At 63.0% G+C, this 12,511-nt stretch carries 11 protein-coding genes; 4 read left to right on the top strand and 7 right to left on the bottom strand.

Annotated elements, in window-relative coordinates; genetic code table 11:
- Positions 1-63: 63 nt before the first annotated feature.
- Positions 64-633 carry a GNAT family N-acetyltransferase gene (locus RG836_RS16390; RefSeq protein ID WP_310847429.1) on the bottom strand — a complete coding sequence of 190 codons (570 nt, stop codon included), beginning with the start codon at positions 631-633 and terminating at the stop codon, positions 64-66.
- An 88-nt stretch (positions 634-721) separates the two neighbouring features.
- On the opposite strand from RG836_RS16390, the gene RG836_RS16385 reads away from it, so the two are divergent.
- Both RG836_RS16385 and RG836_RS16380 read left to right on the top strand, forming a co-directional pair.
- Positions 722-1,642 carry a histone deacetylase family protein gene (locus RG836_RS16385; RefSeq protein WP_310847427.1) on the top strand — a complete coding sequence of 307 codons (921 nt, stop codon included), beginning with the start codon at positions 722-724 and terminating at the stop codon, positions 1,640-1,642.
- A 299-nt stretch (positions 1,643-1,941) separates the two neighbouring features.
- The gene (locus tag RG836_RS16380) at positions 1,942-3,183 is read left to right on the top strand and encodes a TIGR03862 family flavoprotein (RefSeq protein ID WP_310847424.1); all 1,242 of its coding nucleotides are present in this window, start codon (positions 1,942-1,944) and stop codon (positions 3,181-3,183) included.
- 75 nt (positions 3,184-3,258) lie between these two features.
- Here the strand turns inward: RG836_RS16380 and RG836_RS16375 are convergent, their stop codons facing one another.
- The 5 genes from RG836_RS16375 to RG836_RS16355 form a co-directional block, all read right to left on the bottom strand.
- On the bottom strand, positions 3,259-4,593 hold the full coding sequence (locus RG836_RS16375) for a DEAD/DEAH box helicase (RefSeq protein WP_310847420.1): 1,335 nt from the start codon (positions 4,591-4,593) through the stop codon (positions 3,259-3,261).
- A gap of 52 nt (positions 4,594-4,645) precedes the next feature.
- A complete protein-coding gene (gene yedA / locus RG836_RS16370) occupies positions 4,646-5,575 on the bottom strand; it encodes a drug/metabolite exporter YedA (RefSeq protein WP_310847418.1) in 930 nt (309 codons plus the stop codon).
- 125 nt (positions 5,576-5,700) lie between these two features.
- The gene (locus RG836_RS16365; RefSeq protein ID WP_310847416.1) at positions 5,701-6,312 is read right to left on the bottom strand and encodes a 3'-5' exonuclease; all 612 of its coding nucleotides are present in this window, start codon (positions 6,310-6,312) and stop codon (positions 5,701-5,703) included.
- A gap of 23 nt (positions 6,313-6,335) precedes the next feature.
- Positions 6,336-6,815, bottom strand: coding sequence for an NYN domain-containing protein (locus RG836_RS16360; protein WP_310847414.1), 480 nt, complete (start codon positions 6,813-6,815; stop codon positions 6,336-6,338).
- Positions 6,816-6,974: 159 nt separating this feature from the next.
- On the bottom strand, positions 6,975-7,736 hold the full coding sequence (locus tag RG836_RS16355; RefSeq protein ID WP_310847411.1) for a DUF2076 domain-containing protein: 762 nt from the start codon (positions 7,734-7,736) through the stop codon (positions 6,975-6,977).
- 178 nt (positions 7,737-7,914) lie between these two features.
- On the opposite strand from RG836_RS16355, the gene RG836_RS16350 reads away from it, so the two are divergent.
- Positions 7,915-8,589, top strand: coding sequence for a YciC family protein (locus RG836_RS16350; protein ID WP_310847409.1), 675 nt, complete (start codon positions 7,915-7,917; stop codon positions 8,587-8,589).
- 75 nt (positions 8,590-8,664) lie between these two features.
- Positions 8,665-9,744 carry an endonuclease/exonuclease/phosphatase family protein gene (locus tag RG836_RS16345; protein ID WP_310847408.1) on the top strand — a complete coding sequence of 360 codons (1,080 nt, stop codon included), beginning with the start codon at positions 8,665-8,667 and terminating at the stop codon, positions 9,742-9,744.
- A gap of 169 nt (positions 9,745-9,913) precedes the next feature.
- On the opposite strand, the gene hrpB is transcribed toward RG836_RS16345, so the two are convergent.
- Positions 9,914-12,430, bottom strand: a complete 2,517-nt coding sequence (gene hrpB, locus RG836_RS16340; RefSeq protein WP_310847405.1) for an ATP-dependent helicase HrpB — start codon at positions 12,428-12,430, stop codon at positions 9,914-9,916.
- Positions 12,431-12,511: the final 81 nt, after the last annotated feature.

Genomic DNA, 12,511 nt, shown 5'->3' with positions numbered 1-12,511 from the left:
CCCCGGCGTGTTCAATGACTGGCCGCAGCCAAGATTGCCGCCATTGTAAACGTTGAAGGGCACTTAGCCATGCAAGGTTTGCAGCCATTGCTCGCGATTGATCCGGTACAGCACGTGATGGCGCAACGGGTGATCGACGGGGAGTTTGGGGTGTTGGAAGTCATCGGCGGGATCGTGTTGCATGCCAATCGCCTGCATGACTTTTTGCGACGGCAGGTTCGCGTCGGCGGTGAACGACACCACTTCCTTCAAACCCAAGCGATCAAAGCCGCAGCGCAGAGCGGTCCACGCCGCTTCGCTGGCAAAGCCCAGGCCCCAGTGTTCGCGGGCCAGGCGCCAGCCAATTTCGATGGCTGGGGTGAAAGGGGCGTCGAAACCGACCACGCCCAGGCCGGTAAAACCGATGAACGCGCCGTTATCCTTGCGCTCCAGCGCCCACAGGCCAAAACCGTGCTCGGCAAAGTGCCCGCGCACCCGGCCGATCAACGACGCACTTTCCAGCCGGCTCAAGGCTTCGGGGAAATAGCGCATCACCTGCGGGTCGGCGCACATTTCCGCAAACTTCGGCAAATCCTCATCGCGCCACTGTCGCAACAGCAGACGTGCGCTTTCGAGTTCGAGTATCGGCTCCATCGGTTCCCTCCTTTTCCATGCGAACCAGTCTACATCGCTGGTAGCATCCGTTACCTCATTCCTGTGCGCTGCCCTGTATAAATCAGCCATGCCCTTACCCTTGATCTACCACGAAGACTACAGCCCCGACTTTCCGGCGGAACACCGCTTCCCCATGGACAAGTTTCGCCTGCTGCGCGACCACCTGGTGGACAGCGGCCTGGTGCGGGACCAGGATTTGTTGCGCCCGGACCTGTGCCCGGTAGAAATACTCGCCCTGGCCCACGACCCCGGCTATATCGAGCGCTACCTCAATGGCGAATTGTCCCGGGAAGACCAACGGCGCCTCGGGCTGCCGTGGAATGAAGCGTTGGCGCGACGCACCGTGCGCGCAGTAGGCGGCTCGCTGCTGGCGGCAGAACAAGCGTTGCAGCATGGGCTGGCTTGCCATCTGGCCGGCGGCACGCACCACGCACACTACGACTACCCGGCGGGTTTCTGCATCTTCAATGACCTGGCGATCATCAGTCGCTACTTCCTCGCCAGTGGCCGAGTGAATCGGGTGTTGATCTTCGACTGCGACGTGCATCAGGGCGACGGTACCGCGCGCATTCTCCAAGACACGCCGGAGGCGATCACCGTTTCCCTGCACTGCGAAAAGAATTTTCCTGCACGCAAGGCGCAAAGCGACTGGGACATTCCGTTGCCGATGGGCATGGGCGATCACGACTACATGAAGGTGGTGGACGACGCGCTGAATTACTTATTGCCGCTGTACCAACCGGACCTGGTGCTGTACGACGCCGGGGTCGATGTGCATAAGGACGACGCCCTCGGCTACCTGAAGCTGACAGACGAAGGCGTGGCCGCCCGTGATGAAAGCGTGATGCGCCATTGCCTGGGTCGCGACATCCCGGTGGTCGGGGTGATCGGCGGCGGCTACAGCAAAGACCGCCAGGCCTTGGCCCGCCGCCACGGCATCCTGCACCACAGCGCGCAACGGGTATGGACGTCATCAGGTTGTCATTGAGCTGTGAGCCTTACCCACAATGTCTGTGGAACTGCCTGTGGATAACCTGAGCGAAAGACCCTGCGAGCCATAGGCTGCACGGTGTACAGAAGAGTGGTTGTTTTTTGATCAGCTTGGATGGCACCGCGCGCTAAATGTGGGAGCGGGCTTGCTCGCGAATGGGCCATGTCAGTCGACATAGATGCTGAATGACACACCGTTTTCGCGAGCAAGCCCGCTCCCACACGGGTGGTGCGAAGACCTGAGTGCCACGTACTGCTAGAATCCGCCGCTAAATTCGCCACGCCGCAGCCATCGCCATGACGTCACCCTCCACGTCCCACTCCCCTCGCGTCGCCATCATCGGCGGCGGCCCCGCCGGGCTGATGGCCGCCGAAGTGTTGAGCCTGGCCGGCGTTGGGGTGGACCTGTACGACGGCATGCCTTCGGTGGGTCGGAAATTTCTGCTGGCCGGGGTCGGCGGCATGAACATCACCCATTCCGAGGCCTACCCGGCGTTCCTCGCACGCTACGCCGAACGCGCGCCGCAGATCGCCCCGCTGCTGAGGGCCTTCGGTGCCGACGCGTTGTGCCGGTGGATTCACGACCTGGGCATTGAAACCTTTGTCGGCAGTTCCGGCCGGGTGTTTCCCACCGACATGAAAGCCGCGCCGCTGCTACGTGCCTGGCTTAAACGCCTGCGCGAGACCGGCGTGGCGATCCACACCCGGCACCGCTGGCTCGGTTGGGACTCACATGGCGCACTGCGCATAGCCTGCGCTGAAGGGGAAAAAATCGTACACGCCGACGCGACGTTGCTGGCCCTGGGCGGCGGCAGTTGGTCGCGGCTGGGTTCCGATGGCGCCTGGATGCTGCCCCTGGAGCAACGTGGCGTCGAACTGGCGCCATTGCAGCCAAGCAATTGCGGCTTCGAGGTGCAGGCCTGGAGCGATCTGATGGTGAGCAAATTCGCCGGCTCACCGCTGAAGAATATCGCCATCGGCCTCAACGACGATGTACCGCGACTGGGGGAATGTGTGATCACCGCCACCGGCATCGAAGGCAGCCTGATCTACGCGCTGTCGGCACCGATTCGCGAAGCCATTAACCAGCACGGCTCCGCGACCATCCACCTTGATCTGTTGCCGGGCAAGCCTGTGGATAAAATCACGGCGCTGCTGAGCAAACCGCGAGGCTCGCGCTCCATGGCCAAGCACCTGCACAGCCAACTGGGGCTGGACGGGGTGAAAGCCGCGCTATTGAGAGAACTGACGCCCGCCAGCAGCTTCGCCGATCCAGCCTTGTTGGCCCAGGCAATCAAAGCCTTGCCGCTGACGCTGGTGAAGACTCGTCCGCTGGACGAAGCCATCAGCAGTGCCGGCGGCGTGCGGTTCGAAGCACTGGATGAACGTTTGATGCTCAAGGTAATCCCCGGCGTGTTCTGCGCCGGGGAAATGCTCGATTGGGAAGCGCCGACGGGCGGTTATCTACTGACGGGTTGTTTCGCCAGTGGCCGCGCGGCGGGGCTGGGGATGCTGGAGTGGTTGCGGCGCAAAGACTGAAGGCCAAGTCGCGTCTTTCGCGAGCAGGCTCGCTCCCAAAAAGGAATTACCACTCTCCAGTGTGGGAGTGACTCATCAAGGTTTCCGCTTACGCGGCCCGGTATTGAACACCGGCACTTTTCGTACAGGCTTGATCGAAGGTTCCGGCGTCGAAGCGTCGCCGCTTTCCACCCACTTGCCCAGGTTGCGTTTACCGCCACCGGAGGTCTTGGGCTTCTTCGGTTTTTTCGGTTTCTTCACCACTTGGCCGCTGGCATCGGTATCGGGCACCCGGTGTTCCGGTTCGAAATCCTGCTCCATCTGCCGGCTCAAGGTCTGACGCGTCAGGGTCTCGATGGCTGACAGCAGATTCACCTCATCGGCGCACACCAGGGAAATGGCCTCGCCCGTGGCACCCGCGCGACCGGTACGACCGATGCGATGGATGTAATCCTCGGCCACGATCGGCAGGTCAAAGTTGACCACCAACGGCAAATCTTCGATATCCAGGCCACGGGCCGCAACATCAGTGGCCACCAGGATCTGCACTTCACTGGCCTTGAAACGGTCCAGCGCCCGCTGCCGGGTCGCCTGCGGTTTGTCGCCGTGGATGCCGTCGGCGTTGACGCCCAGGCCCTGGAGTTTTTCCACCAGTGCGTCGACGCCGTTGCGGGTCTTGGCGAACACCAGCACCTGCTTCCATTTGTTTTTGCGCAGCAAGTGCACGAACAGCTCCGGCTTGCGCTTCTTGTCCACGGTCACCACCCACTGCTTGACAGTGTTGGCCGCGACGTTGCGCGGGCTGACCTCAATGCTCAGCGGGTCGTTGAGCATCTGCTCGGCCAGCAGGCGAATTGCGTCGGAGAAGGTTGCGGAGAACAGCAGCGTCTGACGTTTCTTCGGCAGCGCTTTATAGATGTTTGCCAGTTCCTCGGAGAACCCCAGGTCGAGCATGCGATCGGCTTCGTCCAGCACCAGGGTTTGCAACTGGTTGAACTTGAGTGCGTTCTGCCGGAACAAGTCAAGCAAACGCCCCGGCGTGGCCACCAGCAGGTCGACGCCTTTGCGCAGCTTCATCATTTGCGGGTTGATGCTGACGCCGCCATACACCGCGTAAGTGCTCAACGGCAGGTTTTCCGCGTACTGACGCACCGCTTCGTGGACCTGCTCGGCCAACTCGCGGGTTGGCACCAGAATCAGCGCGCGCACCGAATTGGCGCTGACTTTCGGCCCTTCGGTGGTCAGCAACTGCAGCAGCGGCACGGCGAAACCGGCGGTCTTGCCGGTGCCGGTCTGGGCCGCAGCCATCAGGTCACGGCCGGCCAGCACTGCCGGAATAGCTTGCGCCTGGACCGGCGTCGGGGTCTGGTAGCCGAGCGCCTCAAGGGCGCGCAGCAAGGGTTCGATCAGGCCAAGGGTGGCGAAAGTCATGGGGGTACCGTAGGAAGATTCAGCGCAAGACTGCAATGGCGCGCAGTTTACCCTAATTCACACGGGATTCTGTCGGCGCCACCGCCGCCGCCGGCTGCAGGGGCTTGCGTCGCCACTGCGGCAAACCGATCAACACCACCGCGCTGATGATCACCAGCATGGCCAGCGCTTCCTCGACGCCGATGGTTTCGCCCACGAACACGATGCCCAGCAACACCGCCACCGCCGGGTTGACGTAGGCATAACTGGTCGCGGCGGCCGGACGAACGCTTTTCAGCAGGTACATGTACGCGTTGAAGGCGATGATCGAGCCAAAGAAAGTCAGGTACGCCAGCGCCCCCCAGCCTTCGAGGGGCGGCATCGCCTCCAGGCGTTCACCGCTGAGGAAGCTGCCGATCAACAAGGCCGCGCCACCCACCAGCATTTCCACGGCACTGGCCATCGCGCCCTGGGGCAGCGGCAAATGTTTGCTCCACACCGAACCGAACGCCCAGGCCGCCGCCGCGAACACCAGCAAAGCCGCGCCGAGCGGGCTCGACTGCAAGTTGGAACCGAGGTTGAGCATGCCGATGCCGATCAGCCCAAGGACAATCCCCGCCCACTCCAGGCGCGTATTACGCGCGCCCCAGAAATAACCGCAGAGCAAGGTGAACAGCGGCACCGTCGCCACTGCCAGCGCCGCGACCCCGGACGCCACGCCAATGTGCTCGGCGATACTCACCGCGCCATTGCCGCAGGTCAGCAACAGAATCCCGATGATGCCTGCCGCTTTCCACTGCGCCCAGGTCGGTGCCGGGGCCCCGCGCCAGCGTAGGAATGCGTACATCAGGGTGCCGGCAATCACGAAACGAATCCCGCCCAGCAACAACGGCGGCCAGTACGCCACGCCGATACGGATCACCAAGTAAGTCGAGCCCCAGATCACATACAGCGCGAAGAAGGCAGCAATCAACGGTAATGGGAAACGGCGCAGGCCAGGCATGGGATGGCTCATCGGCAGGAAGAAAATTGAAGGGTCATTCTAGAAAAGCCGCGGACGGGAGATAAGTTACAAAACGTGTTTTTTAGTACCGGTACACTTTTGCGTGGCGGCGAACAACGTGGAGGTCAGAACCCACGATGCCGCTTCAGGTGTTCGGTGATTTTCGCCGCCGGCACTTTCTGCAAGCTGACCAGCAAATCGTGGGACAACTCACGCAAACCGTGTGTCTGGCGCAGTTCCTGGGCCAGGTGCGCGGTGAGGTTGGCGGCCATTTCGGCGTCGGCCATGGCCCGGTGCGCCTGGCCGGTGTGCGGCAGGCGGGCGAAAGTAGTAAGGGTGCCGAGTTTGTGGTTCGGCGCGGCGGGCATCAGGCGCCGGGCAAGCAGCAGTGAGCAGGCGAAATGCTGCAAGCGTGTGCGTTTGATCCGGCCCAGTTCGAAGTCCCAGAACTTCTGGTCGAACGCGGCGTTGTGCGCCAGCAGCGGCGTGGTGCCGACGAACTCGTTGACCTCGTTCATCACCCGCTCCGCCGGCGGCGCGGTGCGCAGCATGGCATTGCTGATGCCGGTCAGTTGCTCGATAAACGCCGGCACGCGCACACCGGCGTTCATCAGGCTCTGGTAACGCTCGACGATGCGCCCCTGTTCGAGGATCACCACGGCGATTTCCGTGGCCCGGCAACTGCTGCTCGGCGAGATGCCGGTGGTTTCAAAGTCGATGACTGCGATGCGTTCCAAGCTTCTTCCTACCTCGTAAACGTTTAATGCTTAAGCAGCAGCGCGCCTTCGATCGGCACATATCGGCTGGCCGCGCGAATCAGCGAATTGGCAGTCAGGCCCGGCACGCCGTAGGCAACCGCCTGCACCCCGTGCTTGCTGATGATGCGCTCGAGCAACATGTCGAAATCGCCATCACCGGAGGCCAGCACCACTTCGTCAACGTGGTCGGCGGCGTCCATGATGTCGAGGGTAATCCCCACGTCCCAGTCGCCCTTGGCTGAGCCGTCGCTGCGCTGGATGTACGGCTTGAGTTTCACCACAAAGCCGAGGTTACGCAGGATCTGCTGGAACTGCTGCTGCTTGCTGTCGCCGCGATCGATCGCGTAGGCGTAGGCCTCGACAATCTGCCCCTGCTTGCTGACATCCGCCCACAGTGCGGCATAGTTGAAGTGGCAGCCATGGGCCTGGCGCACGGTGTAGTAGAGGTTCTGGACATCGGCGAACAGTGCGATTTTTTTCACCGGGTTTCCTCATGGCGCGCAGGGCTGCGGGCGTTTGGCGCACAGGCGCGCCAGCGGGATCAGGCACCAGGCCCGAAAAGTCGCCCAGTATGCCAGCCCGGAGGATTGTTCCGCGAATAATAGGTCCGGGGCGCGTTGGCGCCCCGGACGAATGGCGCGTCAGACGTAGGAATCGTCATCGCCGAAGAAGGACGAACTGTCGTCGCTGTCGACGAATCCGCCCTGATCGGCGTATGAATCGTTACCAGCGACGTTCTGATCATCGTTCCAGCCACCGCCGCTCTGGTCATCGACTTGCGCCGGCTCCTCCTTGATCACCTCGACGATTTCCTCGGGCTGCTGGTTGTGATGAAACAGACTGCTAATGCCTTGCGCCAGCATCACGCCACCGGCCACGCCGGCCGCGGTTTTCAGGGCACCACCAAGGAAGCCGCCGCCCATGCCCATGCCCGGTGCTTGCGGCGCAGGCGCGGCGTAGTTCTGCTGATTCTGCGGTGCGGTGCCGACGTTTTGCGGCGGCTGGCCACTGAAGGATGGCCGCGCCGGCTCACGCCAGCCACCGGTGGAGGCCGGTGCGCTCGGGGCCGGTTGCGATTCACGGGGACCGCCGCCGAAGATGCTCGAAAGGAAACCGCCGCCACTGCTCGGCGCCGGCTGACTGTTTTGCGCCTTGGCCTGCTGCAATTCGGCCTGCAATTGCTGGATCTGTGCCGCGAGCTGCTTGTTCTGCTCGTCGAGGCTTTTGATCGCCGCTTCCTGGACCAGAATCGCCTGGGTCATGAAATAACCGGCGGCCGGTTGGCGCGTCTGATGCTCCTTGATCCGCGCCTCGGCCTGGGCGTCGCGCGGGGCTGAATCCTTCTCGGCTTGTTGCAACCGGGAAAACAGTCCATCGATCAGGGTTTGTTCTTCGCTGTTCATGGCGACCTCGTTAGATTGCCGGTAAAAAACTGCCCGCGCCCGACTCGAGCGAGGTGCCTTCCAGTAATGGGGCAGTTACTTGATGTTTCAATGGCCTTTACCGAACGTTTACGTTTGCTTGCCGCACCGCATCATCGGTTAAAGTGTGTGACCGCTTTTTTCCACTGCGATGCGCCCGATGAATCCGTTCGATGTACTGCGTGACTCTCTGTATTTCTTCAAACGCAATCTGCTGCAGATCGCGCAACTGTGCCTGCCGCTGGTGATCCTTGAGGCCCTGCTGCAACAGGTGGTCGACCACTCCACCGAGCCGGACAGTTTCCCGGGCATCAGTGTGATGGTCGGCCTGCTGGTCTATCCGCTGTACACCGCCGCGCTGATCCTGTTTCTCGACGCCCGCAGCCGTGGCGAATCGCCGCGCACCCGCGACCTGCTGGCGATGGCCGCGACCCTCTGGCCACGCTTCGCCCTGCTCACCGCACTCAATACCTTGCTGATTCTGCTGGGGCTGTCGCTGTATTTCCTGCCTGGACTGTGGCTGATGGTGACCCTGGCCTTTGGCGAATACCTGCTGGTGCTGCGCGGTTTCGCGCCACTGGCGGCGATGAAGGAAAGCCTGCGCCTGACCCGCGGGCATTTCCTGCGGATTCTGCTGTGCATCCTCTGCGTGATGGGCCCGCTGTGGATCCTCAAGGGCGCGAGCCTGGCGATCTATCCGGAGCCGCAGAACGCGCTGCTTTCGCTGCTGATCGACAGCGCCCACAGCTTTCTTCAGCTGTTCACGACCGTGGTGATCTTCCGCCTGTTTATGCTGATCAGCGAATCGCCTGACAAAACAGACAGAGCCGTCTGAGATGCCTGCCCATGGGCTCGGCGCCCGCGCTCGGTTATGCTCGGGATCCATTCTGTATCGCAGACAAGCCGAGCCATGACCCGAGTCCTGCGCTACACCTTGCTAACCCTGCTATTGATCGCCGGGCTGGCGGGTGTGTTGATCTACAGCCTGACCTGGCGGCCTGACGCCAAGGAGACCCTGCAGGTCGCCTGCACCGCCAAGGCCCCGACGTTGCTGGCGGGCCAGGCGCTGAAAGTCATGACCTGGAACGTCCAGTACCTGGCGGGCAAACGTTATGTGTTCTGGAATGACCTGGCCCGAGGTGACGACGTGGGTCCGACCGCCGAAGACATGGCGTTCAGCCTGGATGAAGTGGCGCGAGTGATCCGCGATGAACAGCCAGACCTCGTGCTATTGCAGGAACTCGACGATGGCGCCAAGGCCAGCGACTATCAGAATCAACTGAAACTGCTCCAGGAACGCCTGGCCGACCTGTACCCGTGCAGCACTGCGGCCTTCGATTGGAAGGCCGATTTCGTTCCCGAGCCACCGATTTACGGCAGCGTCGGCCGGCAACTGGCAACCCTCAGCCGCTACCAGATCGAACACGCCGAACGCCTGCAATTGCCGGTGCCAGCGGCGAACTTGATCAGCCGTCAGTTCCAGCCGAAAAACGCCTTGCTGGTGAGCTACCTGCCGCTGAGCGATGGCGGGCAACTGGCGGTGCTCAACACTCATCTGGATCGGGTGATCGCGCCGGATGACAGTGTCTCGGCTCAGGTGGCGGCCATCGGCAACGTGCTCGACCGCTATGAAAGCCGCGGCACACCCTGGTTGATCGGCGGTGATTTCAACCTGCTGCCGCTGGGCCAGTATCAACGCCTGCCCAAGGAGCAACGCACGCCCTACTCGGCCGACAGCGCGTTGCACCTGCTGTGGGACAAATACCCGATGATCCCCACCAACAACGAAGCCAGCGGCATCGACCGCGCCCATTGGCTGACCCACTACCCTAACGACCCTGGCCTCAACGGCCCCGACCGCACCGTCGACTACCTGTTTTACAGCCCTCGGATCAAAAGGGTTGAGGCCACGGTGCGACAGGACGATACGTTACGGATTTCCGATCACTTGCCGGTGATTGCACGGTTTTTATTGCCAGCGGCGCCGTAGTTATCGGCTCGGGGCTTTTTGGCTTTTGTGGCGAGGGAGCTTGCTCCCGCTGGACTGCGAAGCAGCCCCAAAACAGCTGACCCCAGTGTGCCAGGCAAAACTGGGTGGAAGGGTCAGGGGCGGCTTCGCCACCCAGCGGGAGCAAGCTCCCTCGCCACAGTAGAGTTGGTCACTTCCTCGGCTTGATCCGCGCCGTCGCTTCGGCCACCAATGGATCATCCGGCCAATAGTGTTTGGGATACCGCCCCTTCAAATCCTTCTTCACCTCGGCATACGTGCTGCGCCAGAAGTTGGCCAAATCCTGGGTCACCTGCACTGGACGCCGCGCCGGCGACAGCAAGTGCAGCTTGACCACTTGCCGGCCGCCAGCGATTCGCGGGGTTTCTGCCAAGCCGAACAGCTCTTGCAGGCGCACCGCGAGGATCGGCGGGTGCTCGCTGTAGTCCAAGCGAATCGACGACCCCGACGGCACGCTCAAATGATGCGGCGCCAGTTCGTCCAGCCGTTGCGGTAACGGCCAGGGCAGCAGATTGTGGATAATGCTGCTCAGGTCCAGATTGGCGAAGTGGCTGAGCCGCGACACCTTGCCCAGATACGGCATCAGCCAGTGCTCGAGGGTTTTCAACAATGCCGCGTCGCTGACGTCCGGCCACTGGCTTTTATCCTGGCTGGCCAGGTCGAGCTGACGCAACAAGCCGACCCGCGCCTGCCACTGGCGCAACTCCGGGGTCCACGGCAGCAGCTCCAGCCCCTTGCGCCGCACCAGATTGACCAACGCTTGGCTGCGCGCGTTGTCGTCGAGACCGGTCAGCGGTTCGCGACTCAACACCAGCTCACCGACCTTGCGCTGACGCTCTGCGCGCAACACGCCCTCGCGCTCGTCCCAGTCCAGTTGATCGACCACACGCACCTGTTCGGCCAGCACCAAATCAAACAGCGTCGGATCAAAATCCGCCGCCAGGTAAATCCGCTCCTCGCGCTGGCCCTGGCGGCTGCCGAGATCGGCGATCACCAACCAAGGCTGTTTCATCAGGCTGTCGGCCTCGGCGAACAACGCCGCGCGGCCATTGGCCAAGCGGTATTCGGCGCCACCGGCCCGGCGCTGTTGCGCCACTCGGTCCGGGTAGGCCAGCGCCAGAAGTGCACCGAGCCAGCGCGGATGATCGGGATCGCTGACCGGTTCCGACGGCTTGCCGCGCAGGTAACCGCGATACTGCCGCGCCAGTTGCCGCGCGCGCTGCACGCCGCCCTGCGCACCGCGCGCGGCGCGTTCTTCGCCGGACAGCAAGGCCAGGCGACTGTGCAGATCGGCACCGGCGCCGCGCAAAATATCCCGCTCGCCCAGCAGCGCCGCAACATCGCAGGCCATCTGCGCCAGTCCCAAGGCCTGGCCGCGCAGCAATAAATGGCCGATGCGTGGATGCGCCGGCAGCTGCGCCATGGCCTGGCCGTGCCGAGTCAACGCCTCGCCATCGAGTGCGCCTAGGCGTTCGAGCAAATCCTGCGCCTGCCCGTAGGCCGCAGCGGGCGGCACGTCGAGCCAGACCAATTGACTGGGCGTGACGCCCCATCGGCCGAGTTGCAACGCCAGCCCGGCGAGGTCCGCAGAGAGGATTTCGGCGCTGCCATAGGCCGCCAGTTGTTCGTGCTGATCCTGCGACCACAACCGATAACACACCCCCGGTTCCAATCGCCCGGCCCGCCCCGCGCGCTGGGTGGCACTGGCCTTGGAAATGCGTTGGGTGTCGAGGCGAGTCATGCCGCTGCCGGGATCGAAGCGCGGCACCCGCGCCAGTCCGGCGTCGATCACCACGCGTACGCCGTCGATGGTCAGGCTGGTTTCAGCGATGTTGGTTGCCAGCACCACTTTGCGCTGGCCCGGCGGCGCCGGATCAATCGCCGCGCGCTGGGCGGCGAGGTCGAGTTCGCCGTGCAACGGGCACAGCAACACGTGGCTGGAATCGCCCAGGGCCTCGGCCACCTGCTGATGGACCCGGCGGATTTCCGCCTGGCCCGGCAGAAACACCAGCAGGCTGCCGGTTTCGTCGTTGAGCGCTTCGAGAATGGTCTGCACCACCCGTGGCTCGATGAATTCCCCCGGCTGAAATGCGCGCCCCCAGCGCGTGGTCACCGGAAACATGCGGCCCTGGCTGCGCAGGATCGGAGCGTCATCCAGCAAGCCGGCCAGGCGTTCGCCTTCGAGGGTCGCCGACATCAGCAAGATTTTCAGCGGCTGATCGTCGCGAAACAGTTCGCGACCATTGAGGCTCAAGGCCAGGGCCAGGTCGGCGTCAAGGCTACGTTCGTGGAATTCATCGAAGATCAACAAGCCCACGCCGTCCAGCGCCGGGTCGTCCTGCAGGCGCCGGGTGAGAATGCCTTCGGTGACCACTTCGATGCGGGTGTTCGGCCCGACCTTGCTGTCGAGGCGGATGCGATAGCCCACGGTGTCGCCGACTTTTTCGCCCAGCTCTCTGGCCAGGCGCTCGGCCGCCGCGCGCGCCGCCAGCCGCCGTGGCTCGAGCATCAGGATGGTTTGTCCGGCCAGCCAGGGTTCATTGAGCAGGGCCAAGGGCACGCGGGTGGTTTTACCGGCGCCGGGCGGGGCTTCGAGCACGGCTTCGTGGCGCACCGCCAAGGCGTCACGCAGCGCGGGTAAAACGTCATCGATTGGCAAAGAAATCATGCTGGCTCCCAAACAGAGCCGCGAGTATAACGGCGAACTGTTTGGCGTAGTCTGGACTCCAACCGGCAACGCCCTTAACGT

The organism is Pseudomonas rhizozeae (assembly GCF_031583775.1).
Taxonomy (GTDB): Bacteria; Pseudomonadota; Gammaproteobacteria; order Pseudomonadales; family Pseudomonadaceae; genus Aquipseudomonas.
Note: the sequence above shows the minus strand (reverse complement) of the source record. Positions and strands in the feature narration are given on the sequence as shown.